Genomic DNA, 19952 nt, shown 5'->3' on the forward strand with positions numbered 1-19952 from the left:
CGACGCGGCGGAATGCACCGCAATTTCAGCGGCGATGGTTGAGGGGAATTCTACCGGGCGACGGTGGGCACGACTGCGCGTCCCGTACTCACCGTCATTCCCCGCGAAGGCGGGGAATCCAGTACGCCGCGGGCCATCGGTTAAATCTCGGGTATCTCTGGAATACTCGGTCGCCCGGTCAAGCCGGGCGACGACAGTTGCGTGTGTTGAAGCCGCGTCGCGATGGCTTCGCGATCACGGATGCAGGATCACCTTGCCCATGGCCTGGCGTCCCGCCAGCACCTTCAGGGCGTCGGCGGTCTGCGCCAGCGGGAAGGTGCGGTCGACATGCGAGGAAATCTTTCCTTCCGCGGTCCACTTCACGAGCTTCTCGAGATTGGCGCGGTTCTTCTCCGGATTCTGCCGGGTCCAGGCGCCCCAGAACACGCCGCGGATGTCGCAGCCCTTCAAGAGCGCGAGGTTGAGCGGCATCTTGGGAATGTCGCCGGCGGCAAAGCCGATCACGAGGAAGCGGCCTTCCCAGGCGATCGAGCGCAGCGCCTGCTCGGCATACGTGCCACCCACGGGATCGAAGATGATGTCGACGCCCTTGCCGCCGGTGAGCTTGCGCAGGCCTTCCTTCAGGTCTTCCTTGCCGTAGTTCAGAGTCAGCTCGGCGCCATGTGCTTTCGCGAATTCGAGCTTCTCGTCCGACGAAGCGCAGGCGATGACTTTCAAGCCCATCAGCTTGCCGAGCTCGCAGGCGGCAAGTCCGGTGCCGCCGGCCGCGCCGAGCACCGCGAGCGTCTCGCCGGGCTTGGGGCTGGCGCGATCTTCCAGCGCATGCAGCGCGGTGCCGTAGATGATGATGATGCCGGCCGCGCGGTCATAGTCGAGATTGTCGGGGATCTTCACGATCGACGCCGCCGGCAGCGCGATCTTCTCGCGCGCGCCGTTGTGGCCGCAGGAGGCGACGACGCGGTCGCCGACCTTCACCTCGGTCACGCCGGGACCGACGCTCTCGATCACGCCGGCGACTTCGGCCGCCGGCGAGAACGGGAACGGCGGCTTGATCTGGTACTTGCCCTGAATCATCAGGATGTCGAAGAAATTCAGCGCCGCCGCCTTGATCGCGATCACCGCTTCGCCGGGGCCTGCCACCGGATCCGGGATGTCAGCCAGAACGAGGTCGTCGGGCTGGCAATATTGCGAGCAGAGGATGGCTTTCATGGCGGTACCTTCTTGAGAAGTACTGGGCGTTTCGAGTGGAATTATAGTTGGCTCGTTTCTGCCGGATTTAGGCCCGGGCGACAATCCGGATTCTTTGCCCAAAGCGACGCGCAGGCCTATCCTCGCGTGATTGCGAGCGCAGCGAAGTAATCCAGAATCCGCCCTGCGGAAATAGTCCGGGTCGCTTCGCTGCTCGCAACAACGTAACAAGAAGAAAACAAGGGATTCAAACGATGTTTGAAACAGGTCTGCTCAGGGACAAGCGCATCCTCGTCACCGGCGGCGGCTCGGGTCTCGGCGCGGCGATGGGAACGCGCTTCCTCGCGCTTGGCGCCGAACTCGTGATCTGCGGTCGCAAGCTCGATCGGCTCGAGGCCACGGCGAGCGAGATGCGCGCGCAGACCGGCGGCAAGGTCACCACCATCGCCTGCGATGTTCGCGACGGGGCTGCCGTCGAGAACATGATGGACGCGATCTGGCGCGAGGCGCCGCTCGATATTCTCGTCAACAATGCTGCGGCGACCTTCATCGCGCAGAGCGAGCACCTGTCCTTCCGCGCGGCCGACGCGATCCTCGCGCCGACGCTGCATGGCGCGATGTACTGCACGCTCGCCGCCGGCAAGCGCTGGATCGACGGCGAGCACAACGGCGTCGTGCTCTCGATCCTCTCGACCTCGACCATCACCGGCCGCGCCTTCACCGTGCCGTCGGCAATGGCGAAGTCGGCGGTGCTGGCGATGACGAAGAGCCTCGCGGTCGAGTGGGGTCCGAAGGGCATCCGCACCGTTGCGATCGCGCCGGGTTCGTTCCCGACAGCCGGCGCATCCGGCCAGCTTCGCCCGGAGGGCCGCGACGAAGGCTGGACCGCGCGTAACCCGATGGGCCGTACCGGCGAGCACGGCGAACTCGCCGACCTTGCCAGCTTCCTGGTTTCGGACCGCGCCGGCTACATCAATGGCGAGATGGTGGTCATCGACGGTGGCGCGCATTTGCGCAGTTCCGGCGCCGAGGATCTGTTGCGCTGGACCGACGCGCAATGGTCCGAGCAGCGCGCCGTGCGATCCAAGGGATGACGGACGGGCTGACCCGCTAACTGCCTTCCCAAATTGGGCTTTCCCGGTTATCCCTGCTCCGGGGACAACGCGCGGTCGGGCCATCTTCCAGTCACAATATTGAGGGAACCACTCGAGCATGTGGCGGGTGCTGATTTTAGCTTTGATGACTGGCGTGACAGCCGTCGGAATCATCGATTCCGCGCGAGCACAGACGGCGCCGCCGGCGCCAAAAGCCGCACCGAAGGCCTCCGCGCCGGCGGCCAATACGGCACCAAAGACCGCCGCAAAACCGGAGAGCAAGCCGGCAGCCCCACCCGCGGCAGTTGCGGGCGGTGCCGAGCCGACCCTGATCGGCCAGTTCGGCACCTGGGGCGCCTATTCGGCGACGCCCAACGGCAAGAAAGTCTGCTTTGCGCTGGCCAAGCCGTCGTCATCGAAGACCAACCCGCCGAACCGGCCGCGCGATCCCGCCTATGCCTTCGTCTCCACCCGGCCGTCGGAGAAGGTAAACAATGAAGTCTCGGTCATGATCGGCTACGCGCTGAAGCCGGGCTCGGAATCATCGGTCGAGGTCGGGGGCGCCGCCTTCGCGATGTACACGCAGGGCGACGGGCTCTGGATCAAGAACGCCGCCGAGGAGGAACGGATGGTCGAGGCCATGCGCAAATCCGCCGATCTCGTGGTCAAGGGCGTTTCGGCCAAGGGCACGGAGACGACCGACACCTTCTCGCTGAAGGGTCTTGCCCAGGCGCTGGACCGGATCTCGCAGGATTGCCGGCGTTAAGGCTGCGGTCGAGAAGGTCGCAATCAACAGTTTCGATTGCTATATAGGGCCGGTTCCACAATTTCGGTCGTCATGGCCGGGCTAAAGCGCGAAGCGCGTCTTCGCACCTGATGTCCCGGCCATCCACGCGCTAAGAAGAACGTGGATGCCCGGGACAAGCCCGGGCATGACGAACAGCAGCAATCTCAGGCAACCAATGCAACCAACGACCGAGCCGCACAACGCAATCCTGGTGGAGAAGACTCCGCTCGAAACCTATGTGCCGCCGGCCAAGCCGTCGCTGATCGGCCTGTCGCGTACCGAGCTTGCCGATCGCCTCGGCGAGATCGGCGTCGGGCCCGCGCAACGCAAGATGCGCGTGCAGCAGCTCTGGCACTGGATGTATTTCCGCGGCGCCCGGAATTTCGACGAGATGACGTCGGTCTCGAAGGGCATTCGCGCCGAGCTCGCGCAGCATTTCACCGTCGACCGCCCCGAAGTCGTCGCCGAGCAGATCTCCAACGACGGCACCCGCAAATGGCTGCTGCGGCTGCCGAGCGGCGACAATGTCCAGAAGGCGCACGAAGTCGAGTGCGTCTACATCCCCGAGACCGATCGCGGCACGCTGTGTGTGTCCTCGCAGGTCGGCTGCACGCTGAACTGCTCGTTCTGCCACACCGGCACGCAGCGGCTGGTGCGCAACCTCACGGCGGGCGAGATCGTGGGTCAGATCATGGTCGCGCGGGATCGTCTCAACGATTGGGCCGATCGCGAGGACGGCACGCGCCGCGTCACCAACATCGTCATGATGGGGATGGGCGAGCCGCTCTACAATTTCGATGCGGTGCGCGATGCGTTGCTGATCGTCGGCGACAATGAAGGCATCGGCATTTCCCGCCGCCGCATCACGCTGTCGACCTCGGGCGTGGTGCCGAACATCGTGCGCGCCGGCGAGGAGATCGGCGTCATGCTCGCGATCTCGCTGCATGCCGTGCGTGACGAATTGCGCAACGAGCTGGTGCCGCTCAACCGCAAATATCCGATCAAGGAATTGCTGCAGGCCTGCCGCGATTATCCCGGTGCCTCGAACGCCCGCCGCATCACCTTCGAATATGTGATGCTCAAGGGCGTCAACGATTCGCTCGACGATGCCAAGCTGCTGGTGAAGATGCTCAAGGGCATTCACGCCAAGATCAACCTGATTCCGTTTAATCCCTGGCCCGGCACCGCCTATGAATGCTCGGACTGGGACCAGATCGAAAAATTCTCCGAATACATCTTCAACGCCGGCTATTCCTCGCCGGTGCGCACCCCGCGCGGCCGCGACATCCTCGCCGCCTGCGGCCAGCTCAAATCGGAGACCGAAAAGCTCAGCGTCCGCGAACGCCAGGCGCTACGCGCCATGGCGATGACAGATTGACAATGCGCTCTCGCCTCCTCGTCATTGCGAGCGCAGCGAAGCAATCCAGACTATTTCCACAGCGGCAGTCTGGATTGCTTCGTCGCTACGCTCCTCGCAATGACGGCTGAATTGGCTTTCCCGTCATGTCCCTGATCGGTCGCCTCATCGTCATCTTCATCGGCTTTCTCGCCGCCTGCTTCGTCGGCGGCATGATCGTCGTCGTGGCGCTGCTGTTTCCTGAATTCGCCGATCTCGGCGCAGGCCCCGTCGATCAGGGCACGATCGACATCCTGCTCGGCTTTGGCTTCATCTTCGTCTCCGGCTTTGCGCTGGTACCGGCGATGGTGGTCGTGGCGATCACCGAGGCGTTCTACATCCGCAGCGCGCTCGCTTATGCCCTTGGCGGCGGCGTCGTCGGGCTCGCCTGCTATCTCGGCCTCGTCCCCTTCCACCCCGATACGTTTCAGTTCGAAGGCATCGTGCGGCGTCACCTCGAAATCATGACCGGTGCCGGCATCGTCGCCGGCGTGGTCTACTGGCTGATTGCCGGCCGCAATGCGGGGGCCTGGCGCATCCCGCTGCCGCCACTCAAGCCGCCTCCGCCGCTGCCGTCGAATTCAAGGCGCGATGCGCGGTGATTTCTTACCCTCCGCTGGAGAGGTGGGTCGCTTCACATTGAGCGAAGCGAAATGTGAAGCGGGGTGGGGTGACGGTCTGTCCGCGTCGAACACTGCCCGAGAGGAGAAATCACCCCACCTCGCTCGCGCTCCGCGCGATCGATCCTCCCCCTCCAGGGGAGGATGGGCACTTCTCCCGGGGTTTTCATCTTCGCTTCACTCCGCTAAACCGCGCGCCATGAACCGGACTGGACTCTTCATCGCCCTGGCGCTGTGGCTCGTGATCGGCATCGTTTTCGGCCTCTATCCCGAGTTGGACCTCAAGCTCGCCGCGCTGTTCTTCGACCCCGAGACGAAGACGTTTCCGCTCAAGCTGAATGGCTGGGCGGGCTTTGCGCGTGATGCTGCGATGTGGGTCGCCTGGGCGTTCGTGCTGCCGCCGCTGGTCGCGCTCGTGGTCAAGATGATCCGGCCCGACCGGCCGCTGATGGTATCAGGACGCGCGATCGTGTTCCTGTTGGTCACGATCATCCTGTCGGCCGGCATTCTCACCAACCTCACCTTCAAGACCTATTGGGGCCGGCCGCGGCCGGTGGTGGTGACGCAGTTTGCCGGCGACCAGCAGTTCGTGCCGTGGTGGGATCCGCGCGGCGACTGCGCACGCAACTGCTCGTTCTTCTCGGGCGAGGGCGCGACCGCGTTCTGGACGCTGGCGCCGGCCGCGCTGGCGCCGCCGGCCTGGCGGCCACTCGCCTATGCTGCAGCCGTGGTGTTCGGTCTCGTCACCAGCGGGCTCCGCATGGCCTTCGGCGGGCATTTCTTTACGGACGTGTCGATCGCCGGCCTCGTCACCTTCGTCGTGATCTGGTTTGCCTACGCGCTGATTTACCGCTGGCCGCGGACCCGGTTCTCGGACGCTGCGGTCGATGCCGCCCTGACCCGGCTGAACATGCCCACCTATCGGCTCCGCCAGCGCCTGTTCGGCCGCAAGACGGGCGCCGAGCCCTCGGTCTGAGGCATTAAATGCGTGCCGAGCCCCGCGAAATTTGATATTCGCGCGGTCAAACCCGCCCTGACATCAGCCCTTTGAGACCCGATTGGAAGCGCCATGACCACGATCCTGAAAAGCCTGCCCAAGGGTGAGAAAGTCGGCATCGCTTTTTCCGGCGGTCTCGATACCAGCGCGGCGCTGCTCTGGATGAAGCAGAAGGGCGCGCGCTGCTACGCCTATACCGCCAATCTCGGCCAGCCTGACGAGGCCGATTACAACGAGATCCCGCGCAAGGCGATGGAGTTCGGTGCCGAGAAAGCCCGCCTCGTCGATTGTCGCACGCAGCTCGTCCACGAAGGCATCGCTGCGATCCAGTCCGGCGCCTTCCATATCTCGACCGGCGGCATCACCTATTTCAACACCACGCCGCTCGGGCGCGCGGTCACCGGCACGATGCTGGTCGCGGCGATGAAGGAAGACGGCGTCAACATCTGGGGCGACGGCTCGACCTTCAAGGGCAACGACATCGAGCGCTTCTACCGCTACGGCCTGCTCACCAACCCGGGCCTGAAGATCTACAAGCCCTGGCTCGACCAGCAGTTCATCGACGAGCTCGGCGGCCGCGCCGAGATGTCGGCCTTCATGACCGCGCAGGGCTTTGCCTACAAGATGAGCGCCGAGAAGGCGTATTCGACCGACAGCAATCTGCTCGGCGCCACGCACGAAGCAAAGGATCTCGAAAGCCTCGACAGCGGCATCAAGATCGTTAGCCCGATTATGGGCGTGCCGTTCTGGCGTGACGACTGCAACGTCAAGGCCGAGAAGGTCGTGGTGCGTTTCGAGGAAGGCCAGCCCGTCGCGCTGAACGGCCAGACGTTCGCCGATCCCGTCGCGCTGTTCCTCGAAGCCAACGCCATCGGCGGCCGTCACGGCCTCGGCATGAGCGACCAGATCGAGAACCGCATCATCGAGGCCAAGAGCCGCGGCATTTATGAAGCGCCCGGCATGGCCCTGCTGCACATCGCCTATGAACGCCTCGTCACCGGCATCCACAACGAGGACACCATCGAGCAGTACCGCATCAGCGGCATGCGTCTTGGCCGCCTGCTCTATCAGGGCCGCTGGTTCGATTCGCAGGCCCTGATGCTGCGCGAGACCGCGCAGCGCTGGGTCGCGCGCGCCGTCACCGGCGAGGTGACGCTCGAGCTGCGCCGCGGCAACGACTATTCGATCCTCAACACCGAGAGCCCGAACCTGACCTATGCGCCGGAGCGGCTCAGCATGGAGAAGGTCGAGGACGCCGCCTTCACGCCGGCCGACCGCATCGGCCAGCTCACCATGCGCAACCTCGACATCGCCGACACGCGCACCAAGCTGAAGCTCTACACCGACACGGGCCTGCTGTCGGGCAGCGAAGGCTCGCAGATCTTCCGGCTCGAGAACGACAAGGGCTGAGGCTTTCGTCGCCCGACCGGGCGACGCTCGGCTTAATGACGGTGTCATGCGCGATCGCTAGGCTTCCGCTCCCATCCGGAACGGAATCGCGGAGCATCGAGCATGGTCAAGGGATCGGCACTCGCCTCTCTCATCGTCCTCTGTTGGACGTCGTCATTATCGGCGCAGACGGTCTATCCGATCGATCGCGCCGAGATTCTGGCCGGCGCGCAATTCGACTTCAAGGTTGAATTTCCGGGGCCGGTCGATCCGGCCAGGTTGAAAGTGACGGTGAACGGCGCGGACTATGCAGGCGTGTTCGGCCGCGCCGGGACCTTCGTCGAGCGCGAGGATGGCAAGGACCAGTCGGCGCTGATCCTGCGCGACGTCACGCTGACCAGGCCCGGCAGCGTCACGGTGGACGTGAGCGACGGCACGCATCAGCGCAGTATCGCATGGACGGTTTACGAGACCGGGCCGCGCAAGGCGAAGAACGTCATCCTGTTCATCGGCGACGGCATGTCGCCGGCGCATCGGGTCGCGGCCCGAATCCTGTCCAAGGGCATCGTGGAGGGCAAGAGCCGCGGCAAGCTCGCGATCGACGACATGCCCCATATGGCGCTGGTGGCGACCGCTGGCTCGGACTCGATCATCACGGACTCCGCGAACTCGGCCAGTGCCTACGCGACCGGCCACAAGAGCGCCGTCAACGCGCTCGGTGTCTATGCGGACCGCACCGCCAGCCCGTTCGACGATCCCAGGGTCGAAACCATCACCAGCCTTGCCAGGCGGCGGCACAGCATGGCGATCGGCATCGTCACCAACACCGAGATCGAAGACGCGACGCCGGCCGCGATGGTCGCGCACACGCGCCGTCGCGCCGCCTATGACGAGATCGTCGAACAGTTCTTTACCGCGAAGCCGGATGTGTTGATGGGCGGCGGCAGCGCAAATTTCCTGCCGAAGTCGGCGGCGGGCTCCAAACGCAAGGACGAGGCCGACTACATCGCGAAGTTCCGCGACGCAGGCTATCAGGTCGCGACGACCGCAAGCGAGCTCAGCGCTGCTGCCGCAAAGCCGGAGGCGGGCAGGCTGCTCGGGCTGTTCGCTACTGGAAACATGGATGGCGTGCTCGACCGCAAATTCCTTAGGGGCGGCGGCGTGAAGAAGTTTCCGGAGCAGCCCGACCTGACCGAGCAGGTGCAGGCGGCGCTGACCATCCTCTCAAAAAACGAGACCGGCTTCTTCCTGATGGTCGAGTCAGGACTAATCGACAAATACGCGCATCTGCTCGACATGGAGCGGGCGGTCTACGACACCATTATGCTCGACAATGCGGTGCGCCAGACGCGCGACTGGGCGCGTGCGCGCGGCGACGACACTCTCATCCTGGTGCTGGCGGACCACAATCACCCCAACAGCCTGGTCGGCACCGTCAACGACGACATGGGCACGACCCCCAACGTGCCGCTGCGGGAGCGCGTCGGCGTCTATGAGCAGGCCGGATTCCCGAATTATCCGGCTCCGGACGCGGAAGGCTATCCCTCACGCGTCGATGTGAGCCGCCGGCTCGCCATCTTCTCGGCCAGCCTGCCAGACCACTACGAGACCTTCCGCCCGAAGCTCGACAATCCCAATGAGCCGACCATCAAGTCCGCCGACGACGGGTCGTTCAAGGCCAACGACAAATACAGGGATGTCCCGGGAGCGGTGCTGCGTCCCGGCAATCTGTCGGCAATGATCGGTGCCAGCGTGCATTCGGGCGAGGACGTCATCCTGACGGCGACCGGGCCGGGCAGCGAGCGTGTGCACGGCTCGATGGACAATACCGAAGTCTTCCGCGTCATGGTCGAAGCGCTCGGCCTCGCCGCCGGGCAGTAGCACGTGCGGCTCAAACGAAAATGGCCGGGATTGCTCCCGGCCATTTGTAGTCGTGTGCTTCGCCTCAGCGCGGCGGCGCGGTGCCGGGCGGGGGCGGCGGTAGCGAGGCCTGTCCGCCATTGAGCAGCGGCGTGATGTTGCGGATCGTAACACGCCGGTTGATCAGGCTTGGCCCTTGCGTCTGCTCCTTCAGATACTGCTCGCCGTAGCCTTGCGAGGTCAGGTTCTCCGAGGGCACGCCGAACTGCTGGGTCAGCAATTCGGCCGCGGACTGCGCACGACGGTCCGACAAGGACAGATTGTCGACGTCGTTGCCGACCGCGTCGGTGTGACCTTCGATCAGGAACACCACGCGCGGGTTGGCCTGGATCGCACGGTTGAGACCGTCCGCGATCGACTGCAGCTTTGCCGCCTGGTCCGGCGGGATGGTCCACGATCCTGTCTCGAAGTTGATCGTGTTGAGATCGATGCTCGGCATCTGCATGCGAACATTCGGGCTGTAGCGGATCTCGTCGAGCGTGTAGCGACGATTGATCCTTTGCACCGGCGGAGCCACCATCGTCTCGTAGATCACCTCCGGCGAAGCCTCCTGGGCGTCGACGATATAGCGATCATAGGGAATGTTCACGACCGGAGGCGGCGCGTCGACATAGAAGCCGCCGACCGACTGCGGATCACGATAGCTGTTGTCGATGATGATGATCTCGCGGCCGGCAGGGTCCCTGCGAATACGCCGCAGCAACCGCCCGTCCGGACCGACCACGGTGATGATCTCGCTGCCATCGGGACGGATCACGACGGTGCGGGTATCGGCGCCGATGGTCTCGGTGCGGATGTCGCGAGCGCCATAGCGGAAGCGATAGAGATCGTTGCCGCGGACATAGGTCTGCCCGCCCGGATCGCGGATGATGATGCGATCCGGCTCGGTGTAGACGGTGCGGCCGCCTTCGACGGTCTCGCGGCGCTGGTTGCGGTAGTCGGCGATGGTCGCGCCGATCACGGCGCCGGCGACGACGCCTGCACCGATCGCGAGCGGCGTCAGGTCACGCTGCGGCGGACGCGGCGGGGGTGGCAGCGGCGCAGTGACTGTCGGCGCGGCGCGGAAGGCCGACGAAACGGTCGGCGGAGCGTTTTGGGTCCTGCCGGGCGGCGGCGTTGCCGCCGCCGAACCGGGCACGGTACCCGGCGCTGCGGCACCAGCGGGAGGCGCCGGCGGCCGGGGCGGGAGGCCGGCAGCAGGTCCGGCTGCGGGGCCACCGGCAGCGGGCCCGCCGGGCGGCGGCGTACCAGGACCACCCTGACGTCCTGGTGGCGGGGTCGGAGCACCACCAGCAGGCGGCGTGCCCGCAGGTGCGGGTGTTGCGCCCGGGGCAGGCGTCGGTGATCCCGCGGGAGCAGGCGGTTGGCCAGGACGTGCGGGAGGCGGTCCACCGGCGCCAGCCGGAGGCGTGCCGGTCGGCAACAGCGTCGCGCCCGGAACGGTCGTCGGTGCACCGGCCGGCGGCGGACCGGAGCGGCCCGGCGGCGTAGCTCCCGGAGCCGGTGTTGCCGTTGGAGCGGGCGCAGCACTCGGCGCCGGCGTCGGCGCAGGCGGCGTTCGTCCCGGCGGCGGTGAAGCCGGGGGCGGCGGTGGGGTCGGTGTCGCGCGCGTGGTCGGCGGCGGGGGTGGCGGAGCTGCCGGCGTGGGCGCCGGAGCAACGCGTGCCGGCGGCGCCGAGGAAGGCGCCGGAGGAGGCGTCGGTGCATGCTGCTGCGGAGCCGCGGCCGGAGGCGGTGCCTTCGGTGCAGCCGCGGGCGGAGGCGGCGGAGGTGCCTGATGCGTCGCAGCGGGCGGGGGTGGCGGCGTTGGACGTGACGGTGCCGGGGGCGGCGGAGGCGGCGCGGCCGGGCGCGGAGCTGGTGCAGCCGCGGGCGGCGGCGCGGTCGGTCGCGGGGGAGGCGGCGGCGGAGCTGCAGCGGGCGGCGGCGGTGGAGCCGGCGGCCTGGCCGCGGGCGGCGGCGGTGCTGCAGGTCCCTTCGGTGGCTGCTTCGGTTTTCCGTCAGGGCCGACTTCGCCTGCCGGGCCGCCCTGCGCGATCACGATCGGCGCTGCGGTGCCTTGTGCATGCGATGCGGAGCTTACGAATTGCATCGCGGTGAGAGCCGTCGTGGCAAGCAGCACGAAGCGAAGATGAGTCATGAGAGTGAATCCCCGGAAGGTTCTTGAACGAAGTCGGGTGAATAGTCGCTCGACGATGAACGGATACGCGTTAGGCCGGATTGTGGCGGTGGGGCGCGACGCTGCTCGATTTATTTCTTCATGCGAAGTTACTTAAAACATCGCTGTTCATTACGCATTCAGATGAATCTTGCAATCGCTTCACGCGCGCGTCTGTGACAATCCGGCATCCGTCGCCGGATTCGGCGTCAGCGGCCCGTTCGGCCCGCGCGACGGAATCTCCTCTGGTCCACGTCCCGGCAGCTCGTCGGGCTGCGGTGATTCGCCGGGCTCGCGCACCGGCGCCGGGATTTCCGGCTGCGGATTTCCCGGCGGGATCCCGGGTGGCGGCTCGGTCGGTGTGCCGGGCGTCGAGGGCGGAATCTCGGGCGGTTCGATCGGCATTACAGCGACACCTTGCGGTTCTCGCCGAGGTCGGGACGCGTGTTCGTCACCGCCGCAGCCGCCATCTTGACGTAGGAAATCACCGTTCCCGGCGAATCCCAATATTCAGCGTCGTCAGGCGTGATCTTGAGCACGCGGATGTTGGGATCTTCCGCGCTGTCCCACCAGGCCTTCGCCGGTGTCGAGAACAGCTCCTTGATCTTGGCGCGGTCGTTGGACACCACCGCCGTGCCCGTCAGCGACACATACTTCTGACTGCCGGCATCTGCGAATGACAGATTGATCGACGGATTGCGTTCGATCTCCTCGTCCTTGTGTCGCCGTGCGTCCGTGAGGAAGAAAATCGTGTTGGCGTCGCGGTCGAGATAGGCGCTCATCGGCCGCGCGCGCAACTTGTCGCCGTCGCGCGTCACCAGCATCGCGAACCCGATCTTCTTCATCAGATCCCAGACGCGATCCGTGTCGCGTGCATTGTCGTTGGCCATATCGTGCTCCTTCTTGCAAGGAACGATAACGGCGTCGGCGGAACGATGTTCCTGCCGGAAGATGAACCAATCTATTCCGGCGCGTGGCAGACGGCCTCGATGTTGTGTCCGTCAGGATCGAGCACGAACGCGCCGTAATAATTTGGATGATAGTGCGGGCGGATGCCGGGCGCGCCATTGTCGCGGCCGCCGGCCGCCATGGCCGCCTTGTAGAAGGCATCGACCGTGGCACGGTCCTTGGCGAGAATCGCGATGTGCACCGGCCTGTTCATCGCGCCTTCGGCGCTGAACCAGAGGTCCGGTTTGCCGTTGGCTCCAAAGCCCGCGGACGCGACGTGGCCGGTCTGCTCCGCCGTCACTTCCATGATCAGGCCGTAGTCGAGCGGCGCCAGCGCCTTGGCGTAGAAAGCTTTCGCGCGCTCATAGTCGGAGACGGAAATACCAAGATGGTCGATCATCGCAAATCTCCCTTGTCCGCCGTCAGCGCGACAGGAACGTATTGCTCCGCGTCCTGCGCGCGATCGTAAAGCCGCGCGCGACCATGTCGGCAATACAATCCTGCTGCCATTCGTCTTGTGACAGATGCTCGATCACCACCGCGCGCGGCCACAGGGCTTGCGGCGCATCGCGGAAGAAGCCGATCAGCACACGGTCCTCGAATCCCTCGACGTCGATCTTGAGCGAATCGACCTGGGTCACGCCGGCCTCGTCGAGGATGCGCGTCAGCCGCAGCGACGGGACCTTGATGGCATCGGTGCTCGCCGTGCCGGTGACGACATGCGTGGCGCCGAGATTGCCGCCGCCGCTCTCGATCATCAGCTCGCCGTCGCTGTCGCCGGCTGCGGCCTGCACCAGGCGCACCTGAATTGCCTTCGATGCGGCATGATTGAACGCGAGCCGCCCAAACGTCAGCGGATGCGGCTCGATCGCGACCACCTTGCCTGATGGCCCGACCTGCCGTGCCATTACCAGTGCAAAAGTGCCGACATTGGCGCCGACGTCGACGAATGTGCCGCCCGCCGGGGTGTGCTGGCGCAGGAAGTCGAGCTCGTCGAGATTGTAGCGGGGGTTGAACAGCGCGCCGCGCTCGGTCGCGCTGCCCTGATGATGGAAGCGAAATGAGGCGCCCTGATAATCCACGTCGACCGGACCGCCGCGCAGCAGATTGACCAGCCGCGACATCCACGGGCGGAATGCGCCGCGCTTCAAGCCCGACTGTGTCGCGAGGCGAATGATCGCAGCCTGCGCCGCGTTCGGCGCAAACGCGCCGAATGGCGCGGATGAAGGGGCGTTGTCGGGCGTCAAGCAAGGGTCCTCACGGCAAGCGGCGAATGCATAGCCGGTTTTGCCGGGGACTCCAACGGGCTACAGCGTCACGCCACCTTCTTCGGCGGCGCCTTGCGCTGCCGCAGGAATCGCCCGAGCAGCTTGCGCTTGCCCTTGCGCGGGATCAGCTCGATGTCGCTGACGAGCTTGGCGCCGCCTTTGCGGCGCTCCAGCACGATCTTGCGGCTGTGGAAGGCTTCCAGCTCGACGCGGTGCGCGACGCTGACGATGGTCGCCTTCGGCAGCTCGTCGGTGACCATCTGCATCATCTTGTCCTGGCTCTTCTCGTCGAGCGCAGAGGTCGCTTCATCCAGCACGACGATATCAGGGTTGTGCAAGAGCAGCCGCGCAAAGGCGAGGCGCTGCTTCTCGCCGCCGGACAGCGTCTGGTCCCACGGCGCTTCTTCCTCGATCTTCTCCTTGAGATGATCGAGCCCGACCTTGTGCAGGGCCTTACCGATCTCCTCGACGGTCCAGTCGTCTTCGGCGCCGGGATAGGAGACGGCGCGACGCAGGCTGCCGGACGGCACGTAGGGCCGCTGCGGCAGCATGAACAGTCGCCGGTCCGGATGGAAATTGACGCTGCCGCCGCCCCATGGCCAGAGACCGGCGATGGCACGCACCAGCGTGCTCTTGCCGGTACCGGATTCGCCGGCGACCAGCAGGCGTTCACCGGGCTCGATCGCGACCTCGGTCTCGCCGACCACGGCGGTGCCGTCGTCGAGCGTGACCGAGAGGTCCTTCAGTTCCAGCATCGTCTCATTGCTGGTCTCGCCGCGCTTGATGCGGCCGAGGCCGTCACCCTGCTCGGCGCGCTCGAGACCGTCGAGCGACATCATCAGCGAGGCGATGCGGCGCGCGCAGGCGTTCCAGTCGGCCAGCCGCGGATAATTGTCGACCAGCCAGCCGAACGCGCTCTGCACGATGGTGAAGGCCGAGGCTGCCTGCATCACCTGTCCGAGCGTCATGCTGCCGTCGAGGAATTTGGGTGCGCAGAGCAATAGCGGCACCACCGGCGCAACCAGGCTCGATCCCTGCGACACCAGCGTGGTGCGCATGTGTTGCCCGGCGAGCCGCGCCCATTGCCGCAGCACGCCGGTGAAATTGCGGTCGATGCCGTCGCGCTCTTCCTCCTCGCCGCCGAGCAGCGCGATGCTTTCGCCGTTCTCGCGCACGCGCGTCAGCGTGTAGCGGAAATCCGCCTCGGCCTGGTTCTTGTCCTCGGAGACCTGCACGAATTGGCGGCCGATCACCAAGATCGAGCCGGAGGCGATCGCAGCATAGAGGATCGCGGCAATCACGAGGAAGCCGGGAATGGTGATGGTGGATCCGCCGAGCGTGACGGTGAGCGCGCCGCCGATGGTCCAGAGCACCACGATGAAGGTCGCGGCCGAGAGCATTGCCGAGGTGACGCCGGCGAGGAAATCGACCGGCGAGTCGGTCGCGATGCGCAGATCCTCGGCGATCCGGTATTCGGGGTTCTTGTGATCGCCGCCAACGAGGTTGAGCTGGTAGTAGCGCCCGTTCGTGAGCCAGCGCGTCAGCACGCTGTTGGTCAGCCAGGCGCGCCAGCGCCGCTGGATGCCCATCCGCGCGAACACTTGCGCGACGCCCAGCACGATGCTGCCGATCGCGAGCGGAAAGAACACCGCGGTGAGATGAAACACGGTTGACGCATCGCGCTTCTCGATCGCGTCGAAGATCGCGCGGTTCCAGACATTGATGCCGTACTGGAAGGCGACGGTCAGGACGATCAGTGCGGCGAGGCCGATCGAGAACGGCCAGGCCAGCCGATCGCCATGGCGGCCCCAGAAGCCGCGTGCGCTGATCCAGAACCGCGTCAGCAGATAATCCTTGCGCGCCTGCTCGGCCTCCTCGGGCGACAGCTCCGGGTCGGGGTCGACCAGCTCCGGCGGCGGCGGCGTGATCTCGTCGCCGTCCTCACCCTTGATTTCAACGATGGGCGGCTTCTTGCCCTGTTCGCGCTTTCCGGCCGGCTTTTGCATGAGCAGACAACGTAAAGGAAATCAAACGGTTCCCTTCGGTTCCGGGGCGACGCCCTTTGCATCTTTCGGCAAGGGGCGCAATTCGCATACAGAGCGATGGAGTGGACGCCGGAACATCCGCTGTCGGACGCGCTACCGACGTGCTGCGGTCAGATGCCGTGTTCGTCGCGGAGCGCGCGGGCCGCGTTCTCTCCGATGATGACGCACGGCGCCATCGTATTCCCAGTGGTGATCCGCGGCATCACCGAGCCGTCGGCGATGCGAAGCCGATCGATGCCGTACACCCTGAGCTTGCTGTCGACCACGGACATTGCATCCCGTCCCATCTTCGCCGAGCATGTCTGGTGCCAGTAGGTCACTGCGGAGTCGCGCACGAAGCGCTCCATCTCGGCGGCGCCGAGAGGACCGGGTAACGACTCGCGCGCCACCAGCGGCTCGAAGGCACGGGTATTGCCGAGCGCACGGCAAACATCGACGCAGGCGATCGCCGTCTTCACGTCGTCAGGATGTGACAGCATGTTGGCTTCGATCCGCGGCGTTGCCAGCGGTTCGGCATTTCGAAGCCTTACCCTGCCTCGGCTCTTCGGCAAAGCGAGGCCGGCGAACATCGTCCAGCCGTGGGCCGGCGCCCGGTCAGCCGTCTCGGGACTCGGCACCGGGAATTCGACCTGACAGAATAGCAGGTCGGGGGTTTTGAGCGCGGAATCGGATTTCCAGTACAGAGTCGCCGCGTTGGCGGTGTTGCGCGGCGCGATCGGCTCGCGATATTCCCAAATGCATCCGAACGACACGTGATCCTGCAGGTTCCGACCGACACCCGGCAGGTGCCGGACCACGGGGATATCAAACGGTCGAAGCTCGTTCTCATCGCCAATGCCGGAGCGCATCAGCACCGACGGCGTCTGGATCGCTCCGAGCGAGAGCACAACTTCCCGGGCCGCATTGAACCGCAGCGTCCGACCGTTACGCACCGCCTCGACGCCGACGGCCCTCCCGCGCTCGAGCAGAACGCGGGAGACCTGCGTGCCGGTCAGCAATGTGAGATTGGGCCGATCGAGGAATGGATAGGTATAGGCGCGGAAGATGGAGTGGCGCCTGCCGTTACGGACAAGGATATCCGTGACGGCGCAGCCGCCTTCGCCCTCCATCATCTCGCCGTTGTTGCTCTCAAAAGTCGGAATGCCGATCTCTTTCGCCGCGCCGAGCATCGCCATCGCCGCTGGTCCGGGATCGGGTGACGGTTGCACGTAGACCGGGCCTCCGGTGCCGCGATGGCGCGGATCGGGCGTGCCTTGCCAGTTCTCGATCTCCCGGAAGATGTCCGAGACGGCATCGTAGCCCCAGGATTCGTCGCCGGCTTCCTTGGCGAAGAAGTCCCAATCACTGCGGTGCCCGCGCGCCCACAGCATCACGTTTATGCTCGACCCGCCTCCGACAACCTTGCCCATCGACATCGGAAGCGCGCGCCCGTTCAGATGCGGGTTGGGCTCCGCAACAAAACCCCAATCGGTCGCGCTGCCGAGATTGCCTGGCCAGGCCGCCGGCTCCATGACGGTCGGCACCTCGTCGCCGCCGCCGGCTTCAATCAGCAGGACCTCGACGGACGGATTTTCGGCAAGTCGCCTTGCGACGACCGAGCCGGAACTGCCGGCGCCGCAGACGATGAAGTCGTAGCTGCCGCGGGGATTTTCGTTGAGCCGATGTTGATTGGCGGCAACGCGGTCCGCAAATTCCGGCAGATCTGAGGGGAGAGAGTCGTTCACGGGGATACTCCAGGGCAGTGGGCGGCGCCGGGGAACGCGATGTTCCGGGCGGGCGCCGATGGGGAAATGGAAAAGGCTCGCCGCCGGCGGGGAAAGCTGACGCCGGCGAAGGGCGTCATGGATCGCGCGGTTTCCGCGATTGATGTTTCGGGGGCTTCTCGGCCGAGGCGCAGGTCTTCCCGGGCTCGGACGGTTCCACGTCTTGGCAGGGAGGATTTGGCCTGGGGCATGCTCTCTTCTTAATAGAAGGGTGAGCCACGGCCCTTCGCATCCGCCAAGCGGCGCGAAGGCAGTGTATCAAATGTATCAAATCTATCATTATCATCAAATTTATCAAAATAGGAGCCGCTCCCTCTTGTCAACAGGAGCGGGAGCACGACATTGTGAGGCCTGGGACGAGGCGGCCGGCGCACGGTCGTGGGCGGAGATGGGACTGGATGGACAAGGAAATTCTGACGACGGCGGAGGCTGCCAAGATCCTGGGCGTCTCGATTCGCACCGCGCAGCTTCTGATCGAAGGCGGTACGATCCCTTCCTGGAAAACCCCGGGAGGGCATCGCCGGGTCTACCGCCGAGACGTTCTCGCGGTGATATCCGGTCCCAGCCACCCGCCGATGTTTGCTTCCGCGCGGGTGATCACCATCGCGCGCCCGGAACGCATCGCCGATTACGAAGCGGCTCTGGCGAAGGTGAATGATTGTGTCGTCGAGAGCTACACGGACGTCTACGCGGCGCTGCTCGCGATCGGCTCTCGGTCGCCGGCCGCCGTCGTGATCGAAGCCGAACAGTCGGGCTCCGCCAGATTGGACGTGCTGGAGAGTCTGCGCTCCGATCCAGCGCTCGGACGCACCCAGATTCTGGTTGTCGGCCGCTCGGCGGCAGAGTGGAAGATCGGCACAGCCGGCCTCGACACCGGGACGACGGTGTTCGTCGACGGATTACCCGCGTTACCGGCGGCGATCGAAACCGCGCTTCGGGGCGCCGTCGAGCACCCGGTCCCGTTCGAAACGCAGCCGACGTTTCCCTTTCCGGACAATGAGGGCCAGCGTCTTCTCGCGCTTGAACGCTCCGGCCTTGTCGACACGCCGCCGGAGGATTCTTTCGATCGCCTGACCTGGCTGGCTGCCCGCAGCCTCGACGCTCCGGTCGCACTGCTGACGCTGCTCACGCCGACCCGGCAATGGTTCAAGTCGCGCTACGGGCTCGATCTGGTCGAGACGCCGCGCGGCTGGGCGTTCTGCAACTACACCATTCTGCAGAAGGATATCATGGTCGCCGAGAATCTCGCGACCGACCCGCGCTTCGCCGACAATCCGGCTGTGTCTGGCGAACTGGGGTTTCGGTTCTACGCCGGCTGCCCGGTCATCGATCCGGACGGCTTCACGCTAGGTTCGCTCTGCGTGATCGATACCCGGCCGCGCACGCTGGATGACACCCAGAAGCAGATATTGGCCAATCTCGCTGCGCTCGCTTCGAGCGAGATCAAGCTGCGCGCGACGGACCGCCAATTGCGCTGGGCCATCGATCACGGGACCCCAAGAGGCGGCGCGGCGGCAGCGCCTCCACCGGCCGGCAAGCGGGAGGTTATTCCCAGGCCAGCCAAGACCGGCGTCGAAGTGTGAGCGACGTCTAGATCTGCCGCTCGACCATCTTGAGCTTGAGCTCGGCGATGGCTTCCGCCGGGTTCAGGCCCTTCGGGCAGGCCTTGGCGCAGTTCATGATGGTGTGGCAGCGATAGAGGCGGAACGGGTCCTCGAGATTGTCGAGGCGCTCGCCGGTCGCTTCGTCGCGCGAATCCGAGACCCAGCGGTTGGCCTGGAGCAGCGCGGCGGGGCCGAGATAGCGGTCGCTGTTCCACCAGTAGCTCGGGCATGAGGTCGAGCAGCAGGCGCAGAGGATGCACTCGTAGAGGCCATCGAGCTTCTCGCGGTCCTCGTGGCTCTGGCGCCATTCCTTCTGCGGCGTCGGCGAGGTCGTCTTCAGCCACGGCTCGATCGAAGCATACTGCGCGTAGAAATTGGTGAGGTCGGGAACGAGGTCCTTCACCACGGGCTGATGCGGCAGCGGATTGATCTTGACCGCGCCGTCCTTCACGTCGTGCATCGAGCGGGTGCAGGCCAGCGTGTTCTGGCCGTCGATGTTCATGGCGCAGGAGCCGCAGACGCCTTCGCGGCAGGAGCGGCGGAACGTCAGCGACGGATCGATGTGATTCTTGATCCAGATCAGGCCGTCCAGCACCATCGGACCGCAGTCGTTGGTGTCGACGTAATAGGTGTCGACGCTCGGATTCTTGCCGTCGTCCGGATTCCAGCGGTAGACGCGGAATTCACGCACGTCGGTCGCGCCCGCGGGCTTCGGCCAGGTCTTGCCGCCGGTGATCTTGGAGTTCTTCGGAAGTGCGAATTCAACCATTCGATT

General features: G+C 65.4%; 17 protein-coding genes. 8 read left to right on the forward strand and 9 right to left on the reverse strand.

Annotation, left to right across the window (positions count from 1 at the left end; genetic code table 11):
* Positions 1-234: 234 nt before the first annotated feature.
* The gene (locus FNV92_RS01490; RefSeq protein ID WP_143842517.1) at positions 235-1209 is read right to left on the reverse strand and encodes an NADPH:quinone oxidoreductase family protein; all 975 of its coding nucleotides are present in this window, start codon (positions 1207-1209) and stop codon (positions 235-237) included.
* A gap of 233 nt (positions 1210-1442) precedes the next feature.
* On the opposite strand from FNV92_RS01490, the gene FNV92_RS01495 reads away from it, so the two are divergent.
* The 7 genes from FNV92_RS01495 (at position 1443) to FNV92_RS01525 (ending at position 9352) form a co-directional block, all read left to right on the forward strand.
* Positions 1443-2282 carry an SDR family oxidoreductase gene (locus tag FNV92_RS01495; RefSeq protein WP_143842516.1) on the forward strand — a complete coding sequence of 280 codons (840 nt, stop codon included), beginning with the start codon at positions 1443-1445 and terminating at the stop codon, positions 2280-2282.
* A gap of 118 nt (positions 2283-2400) precedes the next feature.
* On the forward strand, positions 2401-3048 hold the full coding sequence (locus FNV92_RS01500) for an invasion associated locus B family protein (protein ID WP_014438940.1): 648 nt from the start codon (positions 2401-2403) through the stop codon (positions 3046-3048).
* A 196-nt stretch (positions 3049-3244) separates the two neighbouring features.
* The gene (rlmN, locus tag FNV92_RS01505) at positions 3245-4447 is read left to right on the forward strand and encodes a dual-specificity RNA methyltransferase RlmN (RefSeq protein ID WP_143842515.1); all 1203 of its coding nucleotides are present in this window, start codon (positions 3245-3247) and stop codon (positions 4445-4447) included.
* A gap of 125 nt (positions 4448-4572) precedes the next feature.
* Entirely contained in the window at positions 4573-5067 is a 495-nt protein-coding gene (locus FNV92_RS01510) for a hypothetical protein (protein WP_143842514.1), read from the forward strand.
* A 217-nt stretch (positions 5068-5284) separates the two neighbouring features.
* Positions 5285-6061: a phosphatase PAP2 family protein gene (locus FNV92_RS01515; RefSeq protein WP_143842513.1), complete on the forward strand. Its 777-nt coding sequence runs from the start codon at positions 5285-5287 to the stop codon at positions 6059-6061.
* A gap of 93 nt (positions 6062-6154) precedes the next feature.
* Complete coding sequence (argG, locus tag FNV92_RS01520) at positions 6155-7492, forward strand: argininosuccinate synthase (RefSeq protein WP_143842512.1); 1338 nt, start codon at positions 6155-6157, stop codon at positions 7490-7492.
* A 102-nt stretch (positions 7493-7594) separates the two neighbouring features.
* The gene (locus tag FNV92_RS01525) at positions 7595-9352 is read left to right on the forward strand and encodes an alkaline phosphatase (protein WP_143842511.1); all 1758 of its coding nucleotides are present in this window, start codon (positions 7595-7597) and stop codon (positions 9350-9352) included.
* 64 nt (positions 9353-9416) lie between these two features.
* On the opposite strand, the gene FNV92_RS01530 is transcribed toward FNV92_RS01525, so the two are convergent.
* The 7 genes from FNV92_RS01530 to FNV92_RS01560 all read right to left on the reverse strand — a co-directional run bounded on the left by FNV92_RS01530 (position 9417) and on the right by FNV92_RS01560 (position 17534).
* Complete coding sequence (locus tag FNV92_RS01530; RefSeq protein WP_143842510.1) at positions 9417-11531, reverse strand: OmpA family protein; 2115 nt, start codon at positions 11529-11531, stop codon at positions 9417-9419.
* A 180-nt stretch (positions 11532-11711) separates the two neighbouring features.
* Entirely contained in the window at positions 11712-11954 is a 243-nt protein-coding gene (locus FNV92_RS01535; protein WP_014438950.1) for a hypothetical protein, read from the reverse strand.
* Positions 11954-12439, reverse strand: a complete 486-nt coding sequence (locus FNV92_RS01540; RefSeq protein WP_143842509.1) for a pyridoxamine 5'-phosphate oxidase family protein — start codon at positions 12437-12439, stop codon at positions 11954-11956. The genes FNV92_RS01535 and FNV92_RS01540 overlap by 1 nt, the downstream gene beginning before the upstream one ends.
* Positions 12440-12510: 71 nt before the next feature.
* A complete protein-coding gene (locus FNV92_RS01545; RefSeq protein ID WP_143842508.1) occupies positions 12511-12897 on the reverse strand; it encodes a VOC family protein in 387 nt (128 codons plus the stop codon).
* A gap of 22 nt (positions 12898-12919) precedes the next feature.
* Entirely contained in the window at positions 12920-13744 is an 825-nt protein-coding gene (locus FNV92_RS01550; protein WP_014438953.1) for an FkbM family methyltransferase, read from the reverse strand.
* 68 nt (positions 13745-13812) lie between these two features.
* A complete protein-coding gene (locus FNV92_RS01555) occupies positions 13813-15771 on the reverse strand; it encodes an ABC transporter ATP-binding protein/permease (protein WP_143842507.1) in 1959 nt (652 codons plus the stop codon).
* A 149-nt stretch (positions 15772-15920) separates the two neighbouring features.
* Entirely contained in the window at positions 15921-17534 is a 1614-nt protein-coding gene (locus FNV92_RS01560) for a GMC family oxidoreductase (protein ID WP_143842506.1), read from the reverse strand.
* A 437-nt stretch (positions 17535-17971) separates the two neighbouring features.
* Between FNV92_RS01560 and FNV92_RS01565 the strand changes: the two genes are divergently transcribed.
* Complete coding sequence (locus FNV92_RS01565) at positions 17972-19156, forward strand: GAF domain-containing protein (protein WP_143842505.1); 1185 nt, start codon at positions 17972-17974, stop codon at positions 19154-19156.
* A 7-nt stretch (positions 19157-19163) separates the two neighbouring features.
* Here the strand turns inward: FNV92_RS01565 and FNV92_RS01570 are convergent, their stop codons facing one another.
* Positions 19164-19946 carry a succinate dehydrogenase iron-sulfur subunit gene (locus FNV92_RS01570; RefSeq protein WP_014438957.1) on the reverse strand — a complete coding sequence of 261 codons (783 nt, stop codon included), beginning with the start codon at positions 19944-19946 and terminating at the stop codon, positions 19164-19166.
* Positions 19947-19952: the final 6 nt, after the last annotated feature.

This window comes from Bradyrhizobium cosmicum, assembly GCF_007290395.2.
GTDB lineage: Bacteria > Pseudomonadota > Alphaproteobacteria > Rhizobiales > Xanthobacteraceae > Bradyrhizobium > Bradyrhizobium cosmicum.